Source organism: Spiroplasma platyhelix PALS-1 (genome assembly GCF_021496725.1).
Lineage (GTDB): Bacteria > Bacillota_I > Bacilli_A > Mycoplasmatales > VBWQ01 > Spiroplasma_D > Spiroplasma_D platyhelix.
In genome coordinates, this window is the sequence record NZ_CP051215.1 from 592,267 (window position 1) to 617,909 (window position 25,643).

Annotated in this window: 17 protein-coding genes; 7 read left to right on the forward strand and 10 right to left on the reverse strand. The window is 28.5% G+C overall.

Annotation, left to right across the window (positions count from 1 at the left end; translation table 4 throughout):
* Nucleotides 1-123: 123 nt before the first annotated feature.
* From SPLAT_RS02865 to SPLAT_RS02880, 4 genes are all read left to right on the forward strand, one after another.
* Nucleotides 124-2,178, forward strand: a complete 2,055-nt coding sequence (locus SPLAT_RS02865) for a hypothetical protein (RefSeq protein ID WP_168104895.1) — start codon at nucleotides 124-126, stop codon at nucleotides 2,176-2,178.
* An 11-nt stretch (nucleotides 2,179-2,189) separates the two neighbouring features.
* The gene (locus tag SPLAT_RS02870; RefSeq protein ID WP_168104896.1) at nucleotides 2,190-3,938 is read left to right on the forward strand and encodes a hypothetical protein; all 1,749 of its coding nucleotides are present in this window, start codon (nucleotides 2,190-2,192) and stop codon (nucleotides 3,936-3,938) included.
* An 87-nt stretch (nucleotides 3,939-4,025) separates the two neighbouring features.
* Nucleotides 4,026-4,460 carry an HIT family protein gene (locus SPLAT_RS02875; protein WP_168104897.1) on the forward strand — a complete coding sequence of 145 codons (435 nt, stop codon included), beginning with the start codon at nucleotides 4,026-4,028 and terminating at the stop codon, nucleotides 4,458-4,460.
* 7 nt (nucleotides 4,461-4,467) lie between these two features.
* A complete protein-coding gene (locus SPLAT_RS02880) occupies nucleotides 4,468-4,845 on the forward strand; it encodes a hypothetical protein (protein WP_168104898.1) in 378 nt (125 codons plus the stop codon).
* A gap of 40 nt (nucleotides 4,846-4,885) precedes the next feature.
* Here the strand turns inward: SPLAT_RS02880 and SPLAT_RS02885 are convergent, their stop codons facing one another.
* The 10 genes from SPLAT_RS02885 to SPLAT_RS02930 form a co-directional block, all read right to left on the reverse strand.
* Entirely contained in the window at nucleotides 4,886-5,848 is a 963-nt protein-coding gene (locus SPLAT_RS02885; RefSeq protein ID WP_168104899.1) for a 3'-5' exoribonuclease YhaM family protein, read from the reverse strand.
* A complete protein-coding gene (locus SPLAT_RS02890; protein WP_168104900.1) occupies nucleotides 5,841-7,538 on the reverse strand; it encodes a phospho-sugar mutase in 1,698 nt (565 codons plus the stop codon). The genes SPLAT_RS02885 and SPLAT_RS02890 overlap by 8 nt, the downstream gene beginning before the upstream one ends.
* 88 nt (nucleotides 7,539-7,626) lie before the next feature.
* Complete coding sequence (locus tag SPLAT_RS02895) at nucleotides 7,627-8,229, reverse strand: hypothetical protein (RefSeq protein ID WP_168104901.1); 603 nt, start codon at nucleotides 8,227-8,229, stop codon at nucleotides 7,627-7,629.
* Entirely contained in the window at nucleotides 8,230-8,853 is a 624-nt protein-coding gene (locus SPLAT_RS02900) for a hypothetical protein (RefSeq protein ID WP_168104902.1), read from the reverse strand.
* 120 nt (nucleotides 8,854-8,973) lie between these two features.
* A complete protein-coding gene (metK, locus tag SPLAT_RS02905; protein ID WP_168104903.1) occupies nucleotides 8,974-10,170 on the reverse strand; it encodes a methionine adenosyltransferase in 1,197 nt (398 codons plus the stop codon).
* 22 nt (nucleotides 10,171-10,192) lie between these two features.
* Nucleotides 10,193-11,155 carry an alpha/beta fold hydrolase gene (locus SPLAT_RS02910; RefSeq protein ID WP_168104904.1) on the reverse strand — a complete coding sequence of 321 codons (963 nt, stop codon included), beginning with the start codon at nucleotides 11,153-11,155 and terminating at the stop codon, nucleotides 10,193-10,195.
* Nucleotides 11,156-11,176: 21 nt separating this feature from the next.
* Complete coding sequence (locus tag SPLAT_RS02915; RefSeq protein WP_168104905.1) at nucleotides 11,177-12,007, reverse strand: TIGR00282 family metallophosphoesterase; 831 nt, start codon at nucleotides 12,005-12,007, stop codon at nucleotides 11,177-11,179.
* Nucleotides 12,008-12,033: 26 nt separating this feature from the next.
* Complete coding sequence (ylxM, locus tag SPLAT_RS02920) at nucleotides 12,034-12,348, reverse strand: YlxM family DNA-binding protein (protein WP_168104906.1); 315 nt, start codon at nucleotides 12,346-12,348, stop codon at nucleotides 12,034-12,036.
* The gene (ftsY, locus tag SPLAT_RS02925) at nucleotides 12,341-13,327 is read right to left on the reverse strand and encodes a signal recognition particle-docking protein FtsY (protein ID WP_168104907.1); all 987 of its coding nucleotides are present in this window, start codon (nucleotides 13,325-13,327) and stop codon (nucleotides 12,341-12,343) included. The genes ylxM and ftsY overlap by 8 nt, the downstream gene beginning before the upstream one ends.
* An 86-nt stretch (nucleotides 13,328-13,413) precedes the next feature.
* Nucleotides 13,414-18,117 carry an ABC transporter permease gene (locus SPLAT_RS02930; RefSeq protein WP_168104908.1) on the reverse strand — a complete coding sequence of 1,568 codons (4,704 nt, stop codon included), beginning with the start codon at nucleotides 18,115-18,117 and terminating at the stop codon, nucleotides 13,414-13,416.
* A gap of 175 nt (nucleotides 18,118-18,292) precedes the next feature.
* On the opposite strand from SPLAT_RS02930, the gene SPLAT_RS02935 reads away from it, so the two are divergent.
* The 3 genes from SPLAT_RS02935 to polA all read left to right on the forward strand — a co-directional run bounded on the left by SPLAT_RS02935 (nucleotide 18,293) and on the right by polA (nucleotide 25,640).
* Nucleotides 18,293-20,440, forward strand: a complete 2,148-nt coding sequence (locus tag SPLAT_RS02935; RefSeq protein ID WP_168104909.1) for a hypothetical protein — start codon at nucleotides 18,293-18,295, stop codon at nucleotides 20,438-20,440.
* 145 nt (nucleotides 20,441-20,585) lie between these two features.
* On the forward strand, nucleotides 20,586-22,532 hold the full coding sequence (locus tag SPLAT_RS02940) for a hypothetical protein (protein ID WP_168104910.1): 1,947 nt from the start codon (nucleotides 20,586-20,588) through the stop codon (nucleotides 22,530-22,532).
* A 486-nt stretch (nucleotides 22,533-23,018) separates the two neighbouring features.
* Nucleotides 23,019-25,640 (forward strand): DNA polymerase I, encoded by a 2,622-nt coding sequence (gene polA / locus SPLAT_RS02945; protein WP_168104911.1) that lies wholly within the window; start codon nucleotides 23,019-23,021, stop codon nucleotides 25,638-25,640.
* The last annotated feature ends 3 nt before the right edge of the window (nucleotides 25,641-25,643 follow it).

The window sequence follows — 25,643 nt, forward strand, 5'->3', positions numbered from 1 at the left end:
GTTGATACATAAGGAAATTATTTTAACAAAATAATCCAAAAATATCAAAAAAGTATCTTCATTAATAATTTTTTTATGTTAATATAATTTAGTAAAATTGTTTTATAACAAAGATTTTTGCGAATGGAAGTGAAAAAAGTGCGCAATTTACTAGCCTTACTTGCGGCTTTCACATTGTCGACCTCATCAGCAGTTACTGCTGTAGCTTGTGGAACAGCCGACCAAACAACAGTAGTTATTTTTGATTGAAATGGCGTTATCAACGGTGAACAAAATAAAACAGCCGATGATATGTACAAATTCTTATTAGATAATACTGATACCGGAATTGGACAATCTTTATATAAAGATATTGTTGATTATATTAGTCTTTCAATTTTAAAAACTAATTCTACTTTTGCAGAAGACTATGAATTTGCTAAGCAATCAGTAGAAAATCAAATTAAAAACATTCAAGATTCTTTAAGATCTAAATATGGTCGCAGTTGAGAAACACAATGAAAAAACTTCTTAAAAGATCCAGCACAAGGTGGAGATGGTGCAACTGGTAGTTACCAACGCTATTTTGATGTGCTCTTAAAAGGTAAAGCAAACACAATCGTAAGCCAATATTATGTTGGTGATAACTATCATAACTACGAATACTATAATACTACTGAGATAACTATCTGATTAAATGACATTTATAAATTTGTTCATCCTGGTGGAGAATTAGCTGAATATATAAATACTGGAACTTATGGCGATAAAGTATGAATCGTAGCTAAAAGTTTTAATCAAACTGATCTAGCACCTTTTGCACTTTTACAAACAGCAATTAGAGAATCTTCAACTCCAAGTAATATTAAGTTAGCTTTTAAAGTTGCAAAAACTAAAAATGATGAACCAAAGCAACCTGGCGATGATTATTTAGTTGACCCTTCAAGTACAATCCAAGGTTTATTAAGTAATCAACAAGCAAAAATTGCTCAAGTATGAATGAAAAATCAAGGCCCAATTTGAACTAGACAAATTGTTGTTCCTTTTAAAGATACAGAAAAAAATAATGCTTTAAAAGATAAAATCGAACTAAGCAACTTTAATGAAACTGAACTATCAACAGTTATTAAAAATATTAATAATCCTAGCCTTGGTTTTCAAGGCGCATTAAGAGAACAAATGGATGAAATTAAAAGTGTTACTACTTCTTCAACAACTGGTGACTTAGGATTAGTTACATTAAATAGTGACCCTGCAAGCATTAAACCTTCTTTTTCATACTACTTATATCGCTACGTAACAAGTGCTCAAGGTGTTGGTCAACAAAGTGCAACAACTCTTCAATATAATTTATCTGAATACACTGCTGATGCTAACAATTTACAAACACTAATTGATGTGATTGATAGAACTACAACTGAATCAACAGCTACACATACAAGTAACTACAAAGACCTAGTCTGAATGAAAGATGCTGATCCAGATACTAATTTACATAGTGGTAGTGATGGAAATAAAGTAGCAGTGTTTATTGATACAGATGGAATCCATTTTGTTCAAACGCCTGGTATTACTTATAGCTCAACAGTAGAAACAACAACGCCAATACAAGACATAATCACTGACTATACTCAATTACTTTCAGATCCAATTAAAAGAGAAAATGCGACTTGAGATGATGTTAAAAAATTAGCTGACAGACCTGGCGGACTTACTAATACTCCTTATCTTGATTACTTACAAACACAATACTTATTATGAAATACTAAAGGTCTAACAACTTTCTTTGATTTAAATGAAAGTTTAAATAAATTTACCAGTGGTTCAAGTGACATCTCTAGTGACATTTGATGAGATTACATTTTGTACTTCAACAACAATATCGACAACATCCATTGAAATGTATCAGTTCTATTAGATGATGATATTAATGCTTCAGATGATCGAATTTACCAATTTATTGATTCAATGAAAACATGATTCTCATCAACATACAAAAGACGATGAAGTCTACAACAAGGAATTGTTAGCAACGATACTTTAATAAAAAATATTACCGATCTAAATGAAACTTGAGAAGGCAAAGATTATGCTAATGGTCCTGCTGCTCGATTAGACCCAGAAGATATCAAAATTTATTTAAATAATGTTGCTGCTCAAACTATTTGATATTACGATCCAAATAGTATTCAAAGATAGAAGGTGAAATAATGAAAAAAAATAAATTTTTACCACTACTAGCTTCAATCGCCTTATTTTCAGGACCAGCAATATTAGTAGCAGCTTGTACTACTGAAATTAGTCGCTATCAAGCAGATCTATCAAATGACCTTCAAGATCGAATTCTTTTTGATTTCGTTGGTGTAAACTATAGTGTTAGCGCTAAGTCACAATTTAGTAGTGCTTTCAAACAAGGGATGGATTTTATTAAAAAAGAAGTTGAAGGAATTATGGCTCAACAAGAATTTTATAATTTCTTCCGTGAGAAATTAAATTATTCTGAAGCCGATGCTAACGCAGCCTTCACTAGAATTAAAGATAATCTTGGACTTAATCTTTTAGCTGCTGATTATTTTAATACTGTCAACAGTGGCCAAAGTTTTGATCGTAAAGTTTACACTAATAAATTAATTTTCCAAACAAATAACTGACATCAAATGGGCACAACAAAATTTGACTATAGCAAGAGTCCATTCTACAGTCAAGATAGTCCCGATGGCAACCCTGACTTAGTGAATAATCCAGACGAAGTCTTTACTTCAACTCATTTATATTCAGACGAAAATTTAGCTAACCCTAAAATTGATGAGCAAATTCAAAGAATTGCTAAACATGCTGATGAAAATTATAATAAAGAACTTAACTATTTAACTAATGGAAATCCAATCTGAGATAATCCAGGACCAGAAGAACAACTACCACCAACATTAGAAAACAACAATGTTGTTAAATATCAAAAAAGTTTAGAACGTTTTAAATGATGATTACGTTTTAGATACCAACAATACTACTATTCACAAATTTTGCCACAATTAAATGAAACACTATTTACAATGGCAAATATCTTAAATTCAATTTTAAAAATTAATAACAATAGTAATTCTGCTACTATTCAAATTGATAACACAAAGTATGCTGCTCAACTACAAAATTGAGGTCCAAATTCTGTTTGAAATTCAAACTATAAACTAGTATGAGATTACACTACTAGTATAAGTAATGCTCAAAATCTTGAAAGTGCATGAACTAGTGCTACACCTTCATTACCTGAATTAATCACAGGTGGAACAAGTGCAAGTGACCCACTAACTTTAAATCCACTTTTCTTAACTAGATTAGCAGGTAGTGATCAAAAAATAAAAAATACTGTTGATCCAATCTTAGGACTTAATGCCTATGTTAGCGACACTAGCAGCAAAGATTACAACGGCGCAGTTACAAATACCGATGATAAAAGTAACAATAAAATCAGTGGATGAAGAATTAACACTAATGATGATACCCACTATTGATCTAAAAATAATCGCGGTAGCTTTGCTTATTCAGCACCAATTTATTGAATTGATGTTGTTCAAAATCTTGACTTCAATTACTATAGTTCAACTGATGAATCTCTTACTATCAATAAAGATGAAGATTATGGGAGCTTTATTCAATACTGAAATATTGGAGAAAATAGTAAGATTTCAAGTTCTAATTTCTCAAAATACATGCGTGGTCCAGATGTAACAGCAACTAATCCAGACGCTGATCCAAACTATGAATACTATCAAAATATGAAATGAAATACTTTCTGACAAATGATTTATTTCCTTGCTTCACAAGCAGAAACAAATCCTAATAAAGAAGTTGCAGCAACTAACTTTACTTTAGCTGCCAAAGTTCTTTATCCAAAATTTATTAGAAAAGAAAATATCTACAATATCGATTTCTGAAACGCAGTGAAGGAATACTATTAAAGCTAAAAAGACATGGAACACATGTCTTTTATTTACTTATAATTAGATTTTTTTTAAATAAGTTATAATTAGAACGAGGTGTAAAATATGCAAGAAAAAGCTGATTGCCTTTTTTGTCAAATTATTAAAGATAATCGAGATCTAATCTATCAAGATGAAAACACAGCAGCTTTTCTTGATATCTTCCCGGTAGAAAAAGCTCATATTCTCGTAGTACCAAAAAACCATTCTGACACCTGAATTGAAACTAGTGAGACAGACATTTGTGCAACTAACATTACTGCACAAAAAATAGCTAAAAAACTACTGACAATCTTCTCTAATCAAATCAAAGGATTCAATATCATTATCAACAATGGTAAAGCAGCTAACCAAATGGTTTTTCATTTTCATATCCATGTCATCCCAAAGTTTAATGTTGATCAAGGATTTCAAGTCAAACATATAAAAAATGAAAATGAAATAAAAAATCTATCAGAAACAAGAAAACTACTACAAGAAAATTTAAATAGAAAGGAATAAATAAATTATGAAATCAGGTACAAAAAATTGATTAAAAAAACAATTTACAATTTCTAAAATATTAATGGCTATCGGAGCTTTATGAATTATCATCTATGGTATCCTTGTTGCTTCTAAAGTTATCGACAATAAAATTTATGGATGAAATGCTTCTTGACAATTATTGATTTTAATTGGTCTATTCTACATTTTAATTCCATTTTCAACAATGCCAGGTTGATGATCAAGAATATGAGCTATTTGCCTTGCTGCACTATCACTTATTATTGTTATTGGGTTTTTTGTGGGAGAAGGAGTCGACTACAAGTCAGCTTGAACATATCTAAATCCACTGCCTCATATTTTAATGGCCATTGGATCAATCTTCTGAATCCTTCAAGGTTAGTTAGAAATAAAAAAATGATGAATTAAAATCATCATTTTTTTTACTTTTTTTTCTTTTCACCTTCATGCTTGTAGAAAATACGACCTTCTAAAGCTAGTAGACGATTAGTTGCCATTCCAGAGTTAAGCGGTTTCAAAGCATCATCAATAATAGTGATCTTAGCATCTAAATTATCAAGTTGATGGAGAATCTCAGCTTCTAAAACCTTTGGTAGCACAGGTGAACCAAACTCATACTTACCATGACTTGCTAGCACTAAATGTTGCAATAAAAGAATAATTGGCTCTTGCTCGTTAATTTTTAATGTTCGACAAGCTAAACCAATTTGCTCACTGCCCAAAACAATATGTCCTTGCATATTTCCTTGTAAGGTGAAGTTAGTAATCAACTGTGAACTTAATTCTCAAATCTTGCCAAAATCATGCATAATCACTCCTGCATAGAGCAAGTCTTGATTAATCTCACGATCATGATAGACCTTGACAATTTCTTTTGCTGTTTTCAACATTGTTGCTGTGTGTCATAACAATCCACTTCTAACATTATGATGCATTCTAACTGCAGCAGGTCTAGTAGTGAAATCTTTTTCATTTTGCTTTAATAAATGTAGAACAACTTTCTTTAAAATTGCATCATCAAAATCTTCAACAGTTTTAAGTAAATCTTTTCATTCTTTTTCAACATTAATTGGAGCACTGATAACTAAATTTTGATAGTGCTTCTCGGCTTCTTTTCCTGATAGCACTTGATAGTCATTAATTTTTAATTGTAACTCATTATTATAAAGTAAACTATTAGCACTAATAGTCACAACTTGTCCAGCAACTAATGCTTCGATATCAGTAGCTGAAACATCTCATAACCTTGCATTAATAATTCCTGTATTATCTTGTAAAATTAAAGTAAGATAGGGATTATTATTACTTGCTACTCCTTGTAAGGCACGTCTAATAATTACTGTTAGTTTTATGTTGGTGGTGTTGGCAATAATATCTTTAATCATCGTTTAACTGCTCCTTTGTCACAGTAAGTTTTAAATAATTTTCTGCTAAATCATGATACATATTATGCATCTTAGCTTTTGCTTGGGCAATACTGTTATCAATACAAACAAAATAGAACTTAATTTTTGGTTCTGTTCCACTAGGTCGAACAGCAAATCATGAACCATCTTGAAAATAAAATTTTAATAAGTTTTGCCCTGGCATATTATAGAGACCATTTAAATAGTCTTCTTTTTTTTCTAAAACATTCTGTGCTAGTGATTTAATATCTTCTTTTCTTAAAATATCAATCATACTAGCAATTTGTTTTTGACCACTTTGACCTTTTAAAACTAAATTAACTGTATAGCAATAATAATAACCAAATTTCTGATAAATTCAAGTTAAAACATCAATTAAAGTCTTAGATTGCTGCAAATAGTATCAACAAGCTTCTGCTAGAACCATTGCTGCTTGAATTCCATCTTTATCTCTAGTGATATCTTTAATCACATAACCATAAGCTTCTTCAAACCCAAAAACAAAGTTGATTCCTCGTTGCTTTTCTTTTAAAATTTCTGCACCAATTCATTTAAATCCCGTTAGAGTTTTAATTACTTGACAATCATAACTCTTAGCAACTTGATCTGATAGCGTTCCAGTAACAAAAGTATTATACATTACAGGATTTTTAGGCATAGTGTTGCTTTTTTGATAGTGACTTAAAAGATATTCTAATAAGATTGGTGCTGTTTCATTACCATTTAATAAAACATACTTTCCTTGATGTTTAACGGCAATTCCAATTCGATCAGCATCAGGATCGTTTAAAATTACTAAATCAGCATCATTCTCTTTAGCATATTTAATTGCTAACCCAAAAGTTGCTTTTATTTCAGGATTTGGCGAAACAACTCCTTTAAAATCAGGATCATAATCCGCTTGTTCTTTGACTATGATTACTTCATACCCACACTCTTTTAAAATTGGTAGCACCCATTCTCTTGATGTTCCATGTAAGTTAGAAAAAACAATTTTGATGTTACGCTTTTCATTAGGATAAAATTGTAAACTTTTAATATCATTACGGTATTGTTCTTCAATTGCTAGCGGCACTTCTTTAATTAAAGTCTCATCATAACTAAAATTAAACTCAAATTGATCTTTTAATTTCAACATATTATCAGCAATAATATTAGTTACATCTGGTAGAAACTGACAACCATTTTGATCATAAATTTTATAGCCATTATATTCTGGTGGATTGTGACTGGCTGTGATGACAATCCCAGTAACCGCATTTATTTTTCTAATGCTATATGATAGCACTGGCGTTGGACGCAAATCGTTATCTTTAAATAAATAAGCTAAGACACCTTGATGCGCTAAAATTTGTGCTGTCAACAAAGCAAATTCTTTTGAGAAATGACGATTATCATGAGCAATTACAACACCTCGTTCTTTCAGTTCTTCTTTTGAAAATTGTGTTTTTAAATACTCAACCACAGCAGTAGTTGCCTTAATAATTGTAACCTCATTAATTCTACTTGTTCCTGGACCAACTGTACCTCGCATACCTGCTGTACCAAATTCTAAATTACTAGTGAAGGCTTCAATAATTTCTTCTCGACTCATTTGTGCTAGTTGTTCTGCTAAATGTTTTGGTAGCATTTGTTTTTTTCAAATTAGATAATTTTCAGGCAAATCCATTATTATTTTCCTTCCATAACTACTATATTAATTATATCTAAGTTCTTAGCAAGAATAAATTATCTATTATTTTAATTATTAATAATTATTATTTTACAAGTTCATTAACAGATTGAATAAAAAGTAAATATGATTTAGTTTCATTATTATTTGTCTTTTTATCTTTATAAATTTCTCTTAATTCATTTCACAAATCAACACCTTTTATTTTTTTCAAATTTTGTCTATAAGTTTTATACTCACGAATTGTTTCTCAAGAATATTTGTGTTCATTATTTGTTTTATAATGTTTTAGTATATCTGCTTTTAAAGTTTTAAGATTTTGTTGTACAATAGCAACATCATAAGAATAATTATTATTTTTCTTTTTAATAGTTATTGCTGAAGTTGAATCTTGAACTTTTCAATTTTTAGTTTCAAATTTTTTTTGAAATAATTTCATGAAATAATCTTTTATTTCTTTAGCACTTTTATTATCTTTATTATTAGTGATTAAAAGTTGATAATCAAAATCAAAAGAAGGATTTGGAATATCTTCTCTAATTAAAATCATATTTCTTTTACTACTACCAACCAAAGTAAAACAAATAGAGAAATCATTTCTTGCCAGTTTTATTATTTCATTTGCTTTATCAATAAATTCTTTTTTATATAATTTAGTTTCTTTTTTAACTAAATATTTCAATTGCATTTATAATTCCTCCAATTTATAAGATTTTTCTAATAAAAGTTTTTTCTTACAATTATTAATATCTTTAATGAAATTGTTTTGATAATCTTTTGGCAAATATTTTTTTAACATTAAAATGTTATCTTTTAATCAAACAATTCTAGATTGAATTTTCTTTTTTTCTTCATATTTAAGCAATAAAAAATTATGATGCATAACTTTATTTCTAAAATCCTTAATTTTTCTAAAATCCTTAATTTCTTCTTTTTTAGCCCCTTCTATTTCTTCCAAAATTATAATTAATTTTGCTAAATCATAACTTTCTTTAGTATTAATTTCTATAAATGAACTATGATCAATTTCTTCACTTAATTGAAATTTTTTATTAACAGAATAATTTGTTTTTTCATAAATTAAAGTTTTTAAATAATCTTCAAAAGTACCTAAATAAACATATAAATTATCTTTTAATCTTTTATCATATCTAATCAAATCTTTTACATAACAATAGTTAAGTTTAATATCTTCTTTGTATAAATATTTGCCTATGAATAAATATAATTGCTGTCCTCTAATTTGAGAATATTTATCATAATCTTGTTTTTCATTTAATTTAAAATCTATTAATTCTTCAATTTTTTTCATTATCAACAACTCCCTTTATATTAATAAATGATATCAAAGAAATATTAAGTTAAATATAAAAAATGGAATTTTAATTAAAATTCCATTTCGTTTTAAAATTATAATTTTAAATTGAAAAACTTATTTGATTAAATATCTTTTTAAAGTTTCAACTTTATCTAGTTTCTCTCAAGCTAAATTTAAATCTTCACGACCAAAATGACCAAAAACTGCTAGTGGCTGATACTTTTGATCTAAAAGTTGCAAGTGATCAATAATACCTTTAATACTACAATCAAAATTCTCACAGATTATTTTGATTAAATCTTTTTCAGTTAACCCTTGCGCAACTGTACCAGAAGTGTCAACAAAAACCGATATTGGGTTAGGCATTCCAATCGCATAAGCAAGTTGAACCTCACAAACCTTAGCTAGTTCTGCAGCAACAATATTCTTAGCAATATATCTAGCAAAATAAGCGCCACTACGATCAACCTTGGTTGGATCTTTTCCAGAGAAAGCACCACCACCATGAGGTGCCTTACCACCATATGTATCAACAATAATTTTTCTTCCTGTAAGCCCCGTATCTCCAGTTGGACCACCAATAACAAACTTCCCCGTTGGATTGATTAAAATATTAAAATCAAGGTTCAATTGATATTTCTTAGCAACAAAAAACATAATTTCTTCTTTAATAAATTTTTCAAATTCTTCTTTATGGCAATCAGGAGTATGTTGAACACTCATCAACATTGTATGAATTTGTAAATTATTCTTATCTTCTTGATCAATTGTTACTTGAGCTTTCATGTCAACTCTGGCATATTTAAATAATCCTTTTTTTCTTAATTCATTAGCTCTAATTAGTAATTCATGTGCTAAAACAATTGCTAAAGGCATATAGTTTTTAGTTTCTAAACATGCATAGCCAAACATAATTCCTTGGTCTCCAGCACCAATTTGATGATTAGCTTGTTCTACTGCATGAAGAATTTCTGGTGATTGCTCATGAATTAAAACTTTAATTTCACAAGTGTTAGCATTAAAGCCAATTTCATCATTGTCGTAACCCAACTCAATTAAAATTGCTTTAGCAGTTTTTTCTGCTAGTTCTTTAATATTGATTGTTGCTAATTTGGTGCTATGAACTTCACCACCAATTAAAAGAAAATTTGTTGTGATAAAAGCTTCACATGCAACTTTAGCATTGCGATCAATTGCTAAAATTGCATCTAAAATACCATCTGAAATTTGATCACAAATCTTATCTGGGTGACCAGGAGCAACTGACTCACTAGTAAATAAATGATGATTGAGATTTTCTTTTACTGTCATTTTTTTTAAAACCTTTCTTTGTTTAAAGTAAATTTTTTACTCATGGTTGAATCTCTTGAGTAAAAACATCTTTTATTTCCGGTTCATTAATTAAAGCATGTTTGCCACTAAAAATAAAGTGATATTTTTGATGTGACTTCCATTTTTTATTTAAAACTTTTAATTGATGAAAATCACTAAAAACATCATCGCCACTTTGTAAAATTAAAGTTGGTTGCTTTAAATTACGAATAACTTTTGGTGCTTTTTTATTGATTTGTTTTAATTGACTTAAAAATTTTAATGATCAATCTTGCTTTAAAGTGTATCTTTGATTCATATTAGTTAGATAAGCCTGATTACTTGAAATATCTTCTGGATCAATATCAAATGGCAATTTGATGTTACTAGTAAACAAAAAACCAATTAAAAAACGAATATATAAACCTAAAGAAATTGGATACAAATTACTTTTAGTGATTAAGTTACTAATAATCAATCCGTCAACATTTTTGTTGTTCTTACTTGCATAACTAGCAATTGCTGCTCCAATTGCTTCACCAAATAAAATAATTTTATGATTAGGATACTTTGCTCTAATTGCAGCAACAACATCTTTTGTATCATTGATGTCAGTATTTAATGAACGAAACTTTCATTCATCACGATTCTTTCCAACACCACGACGATCAAAAGCAATTAAAGATCATTGCTCTTGCTTACAAAGTTTACTTAATAATTTAAAATCATCTTTTTGGCCTTGTAAGTTATGAACACCAACTAAGATGATTGAACTTTGTTGATTTATTTCTTTATAGATTTTTAATTCATATTGATCTCTAGTCAAAACAAATTTATCACGTAACTCTGCTGCTTGAACAACTTCAACTTTATCTTTGGGAATTTTTTTGATTTGAACAAAACGCAAAGTAAAAAGCAGTACTACTAAAATTACTGCAAAAATAATTAAATATAATCCATTGTTAGCAAGAAAAAAATCTTTCATTTGAAAATCACCTAAATCTAATTAATACAATACTATTTGATTGCTATCTGGCTTAATAAAAATTCGTTCTAATTTTAGTGCTTTGTTAGTTGTATCATCAATTGTTAGTACTACTGCACAAAACTGCCCTTTACCTGAAGCAGGTTGAAATTTAGCTGGAAGAGCAGTTCTTTCACGATAAATTACTTCTTCAGGCTTAGCTCCAATAATTGAATCGTAAACTCCTGTCATCCCAATATCACTAATGAACGCAGTTCCTTTTGGCAGTAAACGATTATCTGCTGTTTGCACATGAGTATGTGTCCCAACAAGACAACTAATTTTACCATCAAAATATCAAGCATAAGCTATCTTTTCTGCTGTTGCTTCAGCATGAAAATCAATAATATGAATATCACTGCGTTCTTTTTTATTATTTTTTTCTAAGTCTAATAGTGTCTCTAACGCAAAATAAGGATTATCAGAACGATCCATAAAAGTGCGACCAATCATATTAGTAACACGAATCTTTTTCTTATTCTTAGTAACTAAAACTGTTCCATTTCCTGGCTGGTAGGGATTGTAATTTAATGGTCGTAAAAGATCTTTATGATCATCAATATAACTAACAACATTAGTTGTTGGAGCAAAAATATGGTTTCCAGAAGTAATCACATCAACACCAAGTTTTTTTAATTCTTTATAGTGTTGCAAAGAGATTGACTTACCATGAGTGATGTTTTCTCCGTTAGCAATAATAAAATCAAGCGTTTGATTTTGTTGAGCTAAGTAGTCCTTAATCTCAGGAATTCATTGCTTAACCATTGTTCTGCCTTCAGCACTATAAATGTCACCAATAATTAAAAATTTCATAGTTGCTCCTTTCTATATATATATGATTATATTTTATCAATTTCTTGTAGTTTAAGTACAAATTGAGAATCTAAATGTTTATCATAAATCTTTTTTCGAGCTTGATATTTTTTATATAAATGTAGTTTTTTTTCATACTCATCTAACAACTTCATTGTTTTTTGTAAACTATCTGAAACAGCATTCCTTGATACTTTAAGCGACTTTGCTATTTCTTGTAAAGAAAGGTTATTTAAAAAATACTCACGAAAATATTTTTGTTGTTTGTCAGTTAGTAGCGGGTGATAAAGAGCAAAAAGGCTGTAGTAATGCTCAACTTTTTCTAAATGTAAACTATTCATCATCTGCTCCAGTAAATAAATCTCTTGTTAGATTGTAAAGGTACTGCTCTAAATCAAATTCTTCTAAATCAGTAGCTTGTTCTCCAAGACCAACTAACTTAACAGGTAAATCTAAATATTCTTTAATTGCTAAGATAATTCCACCTTTGGCTGTTCCATCCATTTTTGTTAGAACAATTGCTGAAACAGGAACAATTTTTTCAAACTCTTGCGCTTGAATGATACCATTCTGACCTGTTGTTGCATCCAAAACTAAAAGTACTTCATCAGGTTCATGACCTAACTTTTGCTTGATAATTTTATTAATTTTATTTAATTCTTGCATTAAATTAACTTTATTTTCTAATCGCCCTGCTGTATCAATTAGCACAACATCATAATTATTTTTTAATGCTTGCTCAAGTCCTTGAAAAACTACACTTCCTGGATCTTGCTGTGGTTTTATTGGCATTTGAATTGCTACATCTAATTTTTCAGATCATAACTTTAATTGTTCAACTGCACCAGCACGAAACGTATCTGCTGCAACTAATAATGGTTTCTTACCTAAATCTTTTAATTTATAAGCTAATTTTGCTAGTGTAGTTGTCTTACCACTACCATTCACGCCAACAATTAAAAAGCATGTTAGCCCTTTATCATTAAAATTAAGTTTTGTTGAAACAACTTCTTCATCAGTATAAATTGCAAATATTTTATCTATGATGATGTTGTTAATTTCTGCTGATTGACTAATTTTTCTTTTTCTAGCTTCTTGATTAATTTCACTCACAATTTTTGAAGCCATCTTATGACCAACATCAGCACTAATTAAAATTTCTTCTAACTCATCAAAATATTCTTGATTAACTATTTTATGTTTAGAAGATAAAGCTTTTAATTTTTGGGTAAACGACAAACGAGATTTTTTTAATCCTTGATCATACTTATCATTTTTCACACCAAATAGTTTTGCTTTTAATTTTGCAAAAATTGCCATTTTATTCACCTACATGTACTACATCAATAAACATAATTATACAATAAATAGAAAAAATAAAAAAACATCTTTAATTAGATGTTTTTTTATTCATCTGACTTCAATAAACCAATCAGATTCATTTTGTTCAATTGATGATTATTAATGATATATGTTGAAAAATAAATCAGAGCGATGATTCCAAAACTTAAAGGAATAATTCATCAAATGAATGAAAAAGGAAATGCCAATCCAGCAAATCGCGTAATGATTTGAATGAATCCAAAGACTGATAAGAATCCTAATCCATACCCAACTACATAGCCAACAAAAGCTCATGGAGTAAAGATACCTAAAGTAAAGGAGTTAATTTCTTTATTAGTGTAACCTTCTGCTTTCATTCTAGCCATAAAGATACGAAATTGATCAGTGAATGAATCAGTAATCATTATGACAATTAGAATTGCACAAATAACAGTCGTGACAATAAACAGTAAACTCGCACTTAAAGCAATCTCTGCCATCTTATTTAGCATTTCTTTTTTTCTTAGTAGCAAGTCACTATTAGCAACAATTGGCTCTTCAACGTTACCTCTAAGTCCAGACATTGAATAAATACTATAGTCATCAGCATTCCGTTTAAAAGCCATCCTTCCTACAATATCATAAATATCATCTGAAGCACTAAGTTTACCACTAAATCATTGATAGATTCCTGGAGCATACATTGGATCTTTTGCTTCAGTACGAACATCATAGTAACTGTAACCAGCAATTAAATTAGCTCACTTTTGATCAATATATGCTTTTGGTGTGTCATAAGAATCTTGAATTCCAATCACACGATAATTAGTAACTGGATTTGAACCAACAATACTTGATCATCATTCTGGCATATTAGTTTCAATCTCTGAAGCAAAATTATCATGTAAATTATAGTCCACCACTAAATTTTCTTGATCTAACATTGCACCATATCATTCAGGAATTCTAGTAAGTAGTAAACTAGTTGGATCAATGTCTTCATTGAAATATTCATCAGCAACATGATAAGAAAAAGGTTGAACTCATCATGTATCTCCATCTTGAACGCCAATATTAGAAACTTTAAATGGTAAATTTTTTGATGTATCAGAACTTCTAAGTGTTCCTGATTTAACAGCTCCAGTAATATCAGCAGGAAGTTTTAATCAAACATTATTAGTATTATTTCAATCTGTTGGATCATCATCTAATTCTCTTTCCCCTTTGTTATTGTAAACACCATTGTATTGATAGCCATAAGTATCAGAATAGTCAGTATCTTCAATATTTTTTCTACCACGAGCATTTCATTTATTGGCAGACTTATTTCAAATTGATTTTGCGCCATCATCTGATGCACCAACTGGATTGGCACCATAGTATCAATTATTTTTTGGAATTGGACGTAATTTTCCTTGATTATTCTTATAGTACAATGTTTTAACTTTTGGATGACCGTTAAACTGATCACCAACACCTAAATTAAATCTTGCTGCAAAAGAACGATTGATGACCATTGGAATAGTGTTGGCTGTACTAGCATATTTTAAATTTTGCGCTAAACCTGATTTCATAACTAACATTTTTGTTTCTGGATTAATACCTTCAATATCAAGCAAACCTCGATTAACTAAATTACTATCTGCTGACGCTAATTGAAACTGAGTTACTAGTTCTTCTTCTGGGCCTGCAACTTCAGTACTATAATTTGGATTATAAGCAATTGAATTATGACCAATAGCAAAATAATCATAAGCATTAGGACCTTTACTATCTAACACTTGACGCATAAATCCTGGTAGGGTTTGCTTTAAAATTTCAACAATTGCATCTGGACTTGGTGGAACTCCTGGATTAGAAACTCCAAGAATTCCTGGTAGGACAAGAGTAGCAAAAGTAATCAAACTATTAGAAAAACTCTTATCATCACTTAAATCTAATTCAGCTAAATCCTTAATCAAAGCATTGCTAAAAACTCTACCTCCCATTCAACTATAAGATCAACTTAAAAAGTTCATATCTAGTGCACCAGTTTTTGATATTGCTTCTCCTACTTGATTAATAATTTTAGTTCTTTCAGCTGTATCGGAAGTAAAAAACTTAACAATTTCAGCAAAATTGTTGCTATTTCCTGTTTTTTGATACTCTAATGGATTGTATCAAGCTAAATTAGTACCATCAGAACCATTTATGATGACATCTTCAGGCCAAGGCATACCTCCTGAAACAGGATAGTAAGGTTCATCAGTTGGTTTATTAAAATTATTTCAAGCATACAGACCGTACTTGCTTAATGGCATATTAGAAACTGGCGTTTGATACTGATAGTAATTTTTATATTTTTGAGTCTTAAAATAATTAGCACTCATACTATTAATCGTTGCAGGAACTGAAACAGTAGCAGTAATTGCTAAAGTAGCCACTGCTATTACTACTGAGGTTATTGTAATTTTTTTTCAACTAGTTCGTGATAGCGATAAAATAAAGCGAGATTTAAATTTATCTTTAAATTTCTCTTGCAATCAACCAATTTTATTTTTATTACTTACTTCAATATCACTATCTTTTTTCATTAAAATCAATGGTTCTTTTTGCAACATTTTGTAACCAGTAATTAAAGTAGTGATCAGCACAAAGCCACAAATAAGAGCAATTGAAATGAATAAAGGCACAATATTAAAATTTAAAACATTATAAGGCAAGATAAAAAGAGTATTAAAAATCTCAGTAAAATAAATCTGAATTGCTAGACCAACAAATCAACCAATTGGAATCGCAATAAAAAGAACAACAAGTGGATAAGCCAAATAAGAAACAATAATACTTCAAGTTGAATAACCAGAAGATTTCAAGATTCCCATTGAAACCTGACCTTTTTGAATTGCTTTTTTAATAATCAAATAAGTAATAAAGATAACAATTAGCACTAAAAAGACTACACCAATGTACACAAGATACTTAAAGCCAAGTAAAACTGAACTAAGCATTGTTCTTCCTCTTGCATAAACATCAAATTGACTATCACCTTGAACAACTACTAAATTAGCATTAAGTTGATACTTACTTTGATAGTCTGGATTGTTTCTAATATATTTCTCAATTAAATATTGATCATAATCATATTGAGAACGGTCATTAAGTTTGTTATCAGAAAAAATTGTTCTTTGATAGTAATCATTAAAATAATTAGTATCAAATCCTGGTACAGGAACATTTTTTCAAGGAAGAAAATACATTAAACTAACATCAGTCTTATCCTTAGCTTCAATTCAAGTACTATCATAAAATGAATCTGGTCGAACATAAGCAATAAATTCATTTCTTGTATTAGGAATTGGATCAAGCGAATTAATAAGTGGGTAAATATTATAAGCATCTCCCCCAATTCCGCTAACAATAAAAGGTCGATTACTAATGTTGATAGTATCTCCTGGTTTAATACCATAAGTTCTAGCATATTGTGGAGAAATTGCTATTTCATTACTACTTGATGGATAAATTCCTTCAAAAATTTTCAAGTTAACATCATTATGAATTTTTTTTAATCCTAAGTTAACAACCTTAACACTAAGCGATTTACCTGTGTTTGCTTCAACTCCAGATGTTGTTACAAATTGATTAACAACATTAATTTCTCGATTTTGTAAAGCAGCTGCACCTCGAGCAAAAAAAACTGAGTAGACACTAGGATCATTACCATCATTAAGCAAATTATAATTGCTTGGTGACTTGTATTGATTAGCAAAATCTTTAATGACATCAGAATTTGGTTGTGGATTCATAGCAAAATTACGATAAATAATCATTCATTGACCATTCATCCCAAAATCTTCACTGCCTCTTTCTGTTAGCCTTGGATTATCGTCAGTTTCTTGAACAATTTTATCTCTTAAAACATTAGTAGTGTCTGTTGCAAGATTTACTTCATTAGGAATTCTTAAATCTCTATTTGGATCAGCAGAACCACGATAATTAATCTTATTCATTAATAAAAAAGTTGTAAATTCATCATCAGATTGATCCAAAATAGTATCAGTACTATATTTTGTAATTCATTGTTCAAAATAAAGTCGTACTGAAGCTAAAATTTGTCCAGCAGAATAATTAACAAATAAGCTGTTATATAAATCTGAAGCAGCTCTTAAATAATTATTCTTTAATTCTTTATTATTAGTTTGACTAGCTTTAAGCATTAACTGGCCATACATACTACCCTTAACATTAGCATTATTAAGATTAAATTCTAATGGTTGACTAAGATTATCTCATTGAAAGGTTTCAATCCCAGTAATATGATTGTTGCTATCTCTAATATAAGTTATTTTTAAATCTCTATTACTTAAAGGTTGAAGTTCTTGACCAATAATCGTGTTGTCAAAATAAACAGCAACTGAATCTTCAGAATCTACTTCTTGATAGTAAAGTCTTCCAAGTTTTAAACTAAAAGCTTGATTTGCAATTTGACTAACAGGTTGACTAGCCTTACTATAAGTAGTAGGCAATACAGCATCAAAATTTGCATCAGATAGTTGTAAAGTGTTTTGTCCCTCAACAATTCTTTGATAAGAAATCCAAGAACCTGTAACTAAAGAAGTCGCAAAAGCAGTTAGTAATAATAAAATTACTAACTGTAGTTTAGTTTTTCACGCTGTAATTAAAGTTTGCTTTAAAAGTAAAGAATGTTCTCAAAAACGTCATTTATTCTTTTTTTTAATATTATTAGTAATGTTATTTTCTTCTTGATTAAGGAGAATATTTTGTTCATTATCACTTTTATTTTTTGCCATAATATGCTCCTTTTAAAACCAACTAGATAATCTATTTTACATAATAACATATTTTATTTTTTAAAAGAGTCTTGATTATTTTGTCATTAAATTTTATCATTAAATTATTTTTTATTCTGTAAAAATTAATAATTCAAGTAAAATATTTATAATCTGCGAATTGAAGGAAAAAATTATGAAAAAAATCTTTAACAAACTAGCAATCATTTTAGCAACTAGTAGCTTAACCTTACCGTTAACTGCTTGTGTTTACAATTTTTACGTTAACTCAGCTACTAGTACAGTAGTTAAAAGTTTTGCTGATCAAAGCTCTGCTGTTATTAAATCTTTAGTGTTAGGAAAAGAAAAAAGCACTGATACAGCACAAACTATTCAAGATATGCTTTCAGGTTACCCTAATTCTAGTATAAAAAATCAAACTCTTGATACTAGTTTAAATACATGACAAGAATTTGTTGATCGTTGAGGATTTAATAAAAACATCAACCTTACTGGCTTTAATCCTAATGAAGAAAATTATTTTCGTGCCACAGGCTCAGGATCACTAACTCAACAAGTTAACACTTACAAAACTGTAAACACTGTACTTAATCAAATTGGTTTAGTTTCTGGTTTGAATGTTGCTAATAATCGTATTGTTTATAATTTAATTAAATCTGGTGATATTAAAAATACAATTGTAAATTTTTTAAATGGCACAAAAAAAACCGATAAAAATGAAATGGATACTATTACAATTTTATTAAAAAATATGGTTATTGGAAAAGATTGAACCGCTCCTGATAATCAAGCTTTCACAAAAACTATCACCAACCCTTTAACTTCGCTTTTAAATTACTTAGTTGATGGAAAATGAACTGCAACTGATTCTACTCCGACAGATAAGAATGCTTTTAAATCTTTCATGGATAATTGAAAAGATCCAAATGGTCATGCTTACAGTCAATGAAATACTGATAATGGATGAGAACTAGATCAAGATGTTTATGAAACTTGAACACCAACTGATTATAATTTTTATCGTAGTGGCGTTTTGATTAATCATCTTTTTTATCAAATTGGTAAAGACTATCAAATCATTAATCCTAAACCTCCTGCAGAAGGACAAGATCCTGCTGCTTATAAAGATCGTTATCTAGGAACTATTATTGGTGACCATATTAGTATGTCACCTATTGGTTTAGATGAATATTTAATGCCTGATATCCAACAATATCTCCCGCATCTATTAGAAGATCCATCATATATTATTACTTTAGTAGAAGCAGTAGTACCAATAATTAAGCAATGAATATTGGAAATGAATGATATCACTCAAGGAGCAAAAAACTTGACATTTGGTAAAATTTTTCCAACTAATAAAAATACAAATTCTTTTAATGTCGCTGATATTTTAGATACAATTAAAGATCTTATTTTTAATCCCGATAAAATTATCGAAATTGTGCGAAATTTACTTAATATTAATGAAAATAATGATAGTCCAATAGGAAAATCATTTGCTTATGATATTAAAGTTAAAATTGAACTTCTTGGTCAAGAAGTTCCTTTACCAGTATTGCTTAAATTAGTTAGTGCAATAGACCCTAGTATTGTTGAAAATATCATTAATACAATTAAAAGTTTACTTGAGACTCCTGATGTAAAAAATGCTGTCAACAATATTTTAAATATTTATAATCAATGAATTAAGCAATATGATGATAAGAATACTGGAATTAATTTTGATTTAACACAATTAAAAGATTTCTTATTAAATGATACTAATGGACTAATAACAATTATTAATAGAGACTTAATGCCAATTTTATATAATATAATGACAACTGCAGACCCAGTTACTGATGAGACATACTTTGAATTTTATCAAAAACTTGGAGGACAACTACCAAATGGTAATGAACTTGCACCATTAAGTTTCAGAACTGATTCAATATTAGATCTTTTAAAAAGTAATATCAGCAACCCTGATATTCCACTAGGTCAACTAAGTTTAATTCTTTTAGGTAATAGTTCTGATGATAATGCTGGTCTTTTCTCATTTGTTATTGAAAGTAACAATCAATGACTTGCAGATAACTATACAAATTTCTTTGATGTTACTAATAAATCAAAAGGTCATGTCTATAATCAGATAATGACAGTTAGTGATGATGGAGTTCAAACTTCAAACACTCTAACATATAACTTTGCTTATAAAATTAATAATAAAACTTATTATTTCTGAGTTAGATGCAAGTCTTTGGACTTTAATGATAACTTTATTGGAACAAAAAACTTTTATTTCACTGATATTCAATTAAAAGAAATAAGAACAAACTAAGCTTAGTAGAATCTACTAAGCTTTTTTAATACTGGCAACAATAAAGTAAATAATTGGATTTTTTGCTTTGAAACAATTATAATAAACAAGATTAAAATAAACGAATTTATTTTAATAAGGTCTACTTACATAAGGAGGATAAAATATGAAGAAATATATAAGTTTAATTGGTGCACTCGCACTTGGTGCAACAAGCAGTCTAACTGTTGTTGCATGTGGAAATCCTGAAAATGGTCCAACTCCTATACCAGGAAAACCAGCAACAGAAAATATTAAATTATGAAGTAACCAAACAAGTAATATCGCTAAATCATTTATTTTAAGTAAAAATGGTAATTTTAATACTAATCGCTTATTAAATACAGCTTTAAATAGTACTGAAAATAATATTGAAAAAAATAGCAATAACAATAGCGGTACAAGCTATGAAACCTTTAAAAGCATTTGAGGATACAAAAATAATATTGCAGGTGTAACAAAAGCAGATTTTAATAACGATAGTGATGAAACAATTGATAACACTCAATTTGCAACTAAAACTGAAATTACTGGAACTATAAATGAAATTCAAAGTCAACTTAAGTTAATTTCTATTTTACCTCCTGCTATGATTACTAATAAACTTTTAGCTTCATTAATTAATGGCGCATTAAAAGATACTTTTAGTAATATGCTTTGAGGTCTTAACGAAAACCCAGAAACTCTTGATATGATTAAAGGTTTAGTTCCATTAATCACAAATTTAATTAATAATTTTGCTGCTTTTGATCCAGAAAACGTTCTTGGTGAAGATTTTAAAGGTGAAAAAGAAATTGAAAAATCTTTATTTGGTGAAAATAATAATGGTTGATTAGCCCACTATCAAACAAGTACAGGTTTTAGTAGTGATGCTGTAGCAAAACAAAGTTCAATTTTAAAACCACAAAATTTCACAAATTGAGATCAAGTTGCTTTATTTAAAACTAGTGTTGATTTAAATGGACTTATTTACAATTTAAGTGATAAGCAAACAACATTTGGCGACATATTTAATAATGCGATTACATATGATGGCGAAAAAGCAACTGATTTTGATTTAAATAAATTTGCTACTGAATTTCAATCAATTGTAGCTTTAACTCCTGAAAATATTATCAATTTAATTTCAAGTTTAATTCCAGTGATTAAATATCAATTTTTTGGGATTAATCCAACAACAACATTAACAAAAATTACAACTAAAGAGCCAACAAATGCAACAAAAGGAATTATTAACGTTAAAGATATTCTAAAAATTGTTGAAGACATACTACTATCAAAAGATGGATTTACTAATTTTATTGCAAAAATATTCCTACCTCAATCAGAAGGACAATTTAATTTAGAAAATTATGTTACTTTTGACTTTACTTGTAAGAGCAACAAAACTTTAAGTGAAACATTATTACCAATTAAAGACAAAATAAACACTAACTTAAATGATTTTTACACACAAGTAATTGAACCAGCAATGAAAAATTCTTATGTTGCAGATATCCTTAAGAAAATTAAAGAAGATTTAGAAAATCTAACAACAGACTTTGAATTTGAATTAAGTCAATTTCAAGAAATTTTAAATGTTCTTACTGGTATTTGACCTTTCCTTGAAAAAATAACAACTTATGAAACTAAAGAAGCAATGTTAGCAGACTGAACAAACTTATGAACTACTCTTGGTCTACAAGGTAATGGAGAAACAGATTTTATTAAAGATTCAGTTCTTGACCAATTGAAGAAATTCTTAGTATCTAATCCAAATTTCTTGAAAAATGTAACCAATGTATTAGAAGCAAGTACTACATTTATTACAGATAGCTTTGATACTATTATTGAAAAAGAAACTACAAGTAATCTTGACTTTGATAATAAAAACTTATGATCAACTGATGCAGCAACATTTAGTTATGATGCTAATCTTGATGAAACAACAATTTCTTATAATTTAATTGATAAAACTCAAGAAACAAGCAAAACTTACAAAGTAACTGTTGTTGTTAAAGGTAACGCTGATACTCCTTTATTAGATGCAGATACAAAACAAGTTTGATTAAAATCATTAACTGAAGCAAAATAATTTAATCCTAGGATTAAAAATCTTAAATCTTGTCTCTTTTCATAAAGAAACAAGATTTTTCTTTAAAAACAGAAAAATATATTTATTTTTTAAAAAAAGAATAAAAAATTTCCTTGCTTTTTAAATTTTATTTGTTACAATTCTTATAAGGATTTAAGCTTATGCATAAGTCCTTTTATAAGGTAATATGTAACTTTTTAAGAATACTTGAATAGATAACAATATATAATTAATTTAAAAAATTAATCTAAAAACCCCTAATTTAAACTCTATACCCCAATAACCTTAAGTTTTATTTATAAAAAATAAATAACCCCCCCTTTTTTTATAATCCATATTGCCTTAGATATTCTTGTATCACAAGAGTCAGAAATGACTCTTGTTTTTTTTATTTCAAAACTTTCTGCAAATTATCTTTGCATTAAGAATAAATTAAAATATTGTTTGTTATAATTAAGACAAAATAAGATAGATATTGGTGAATAAATGAAAAAAGCATTGATTATTGATGGCAATAATTTAATTTTTAAAGCATACTATGCAACAGCAAAGCATGGAGCAAGTTTACATTCTCTACAAGGAGTTCCAACCAATGCATTATATGCTTTCATCAGAATGATCAATAAATTTATTACCTCAAATAATTATGATGCTTTATTTGTTGCCTTTGATGCAGGAAAAAATACTTTCAGAACTCAACGCTATGATAAGTATAAAGCTACTCGTAAGTCTGCGCCACAAGAACTACTATTACAAATTGATCTAGTTAAGCAATACTTAGACTTAGCCGAGATTCCTTGAAGTCAAGAAACTAATTATGAAGCTGATGATCTAATTGGTACAATTAGCAAAAATAAAGTAGCTAAAGATTACGAAATAAATATCATCAGTAGTGACAAAGACTTATTTCAATTATTAGATGACAACATTAAAATCTTACAACCTCAAAAAGGTTTAAGTGATCTTAAAGTAATGGATAAAAATCAATTAAAAGTAGAATATCATTTAGAACCGAAACAAATTCCTGATTTAAAAGGTTTAATGGGTGACAATTCTGATAACTTACCAGGAATTAAAGGCATTGGACCCAAAACAGCAATTAAACTGCTGCAAAAATATCAAACATTAGAAAATGTTATCGCTAATGTTGATAAACTAACAAGCAAAGAAAGTTCATTAATTAAAGAAAATAGTGCAATAGGTTTGCTAACTAAAGAACTAGCAACTATTAAATTAGATACACCATTAAAAAAAGAATTAAATGATTGTCACTACGATATTAAGTTGTTAGATAAACCCGAATTACAAAATTTCTACAAAAAATATGATATGAAAAGTTTAATTGTCTCACAAAAAAAAATTATTGAATTTAAAGATAGCACTATTAAAGTTTTAGAATCGTGAGATGCAAAATTTAATGCAAAACTCAACTATGTGTGAACAGAAATTTGTTGAGACAACTACCATCGTGATCCGCTACTAGCAATTGCTATTAAAAATGAATTTGGTACTTTTTATTGTCGAAAAAATATGATTGCAAATTCTAAAGAATTGCAAACTTTTTTAGTTGATAAAAAATACCAAAAAATTACTTGAGACATTAAAAAAACTATCGTTTCAATTAAAAAAAATTTTAACATTAATGCTGATGGCTTTATTTTTGATCATATGCTAGCTAGTTACCTACTATATGCCAATGAAAATATTAATTTAGAAAATATTGCTAACATTTTGCAAGTAAAAAATAATGAAGATTTAGATGATGGTGAATTTTATGGCCGAGCAAGTAAAAAGCATATTCCAGAATCTGAAACTTTAATTGCTCAATATTTAGAATTAAAATTAAACTTTTTAGTCGAAACTTATCCAATTTTAATTGAAAAATTAAAAACTAACGATAATTGAGAATTATATGAAAAGATTGAATTACCCACTGTCTACTCTTTAATAACTATGGAAATTAATGGTATTGCAGTTGATACAAAACAATTAAAAACTATGACTGAAAATACAAAAATTACTTTAGACAAATTAGAAAAAGAACTTAATCAAATTGCTCAAAAAACTCTTAACCCTAACTCACCAAAACAAATTAGTCAGTATCTTTTTGAAGAATTAAAACTAGCAAATCCTAAAAAAGGTAGTACTGCCTACGAAGTATTGATTACTTTAAAATCTGCTCATCCAATTATTCCTGTTTTGTTAGAATATCGAAAAGTTCAAAAGCTTTATGCTACTTATCTTAATGGCCTAGAAAAATATATATTCCCTGATCACAAAATTCATACAATTTACAATCAAGTTCAAGCAAGTACAGGAAGAATTTCTTCAACTGAACCTAATATGCAAAATATTACCATTCGTGATGATGAACAAAGAGAAGTAAGAAGAATATTTATTGCCAGTGCTGAAAACTTAAAAATTGTTTCATGTGACTATTCGCAAATTGAATTAAGAATCTTAGCTGACATCAGTGGTGATACAAATTTAATCAATGCTTTCTTAAAAAATCATGATATCCATGCTGAAACAGCAAGTAAAATTTTTAATGTTAGTTTAGATCAAGTTACAAAAGAACAAAGAACTAGAGCTAAGGCTGTCAACTTTGGCATCATCTACGGCATCTCAAGTTTTGGTCTCAGTCAACAATTAAAAATTAGTATAAAAGAATCACAAGAATTTATTGATAAATATTTTGTTGTATTTCCAAAAATTAAAGAGTATATTAATGACACAATCAAATATTGTCAAAAAAATGGTTATGTTGAAAGTCTTTTCAATCGTCGCAGAGCTGTTCCAGAAATTAACAACAACAACAAAATTATTAGAGAATTCGGACAAAGAATTGCTATGAATATGCCAATTCAAGGGACTGCTGCTGATATTATCAAACTTGCGATGATTAAAATTGACACTGCAATTAAAGAAAAGAAAATTAAAGCTAATTTAATTGCTCAAATTCATGATGAATTAATTTTTGAGATTGATAGCAATGATTTAAATACAGAAATGACAAAAATTAATGAGATTATGAGTCATGTTGTTAAATTAAAAGTACCATTAATAATTAATGGTGTTTCTGGTAATAACTGATATGATTTAAAATAAAGG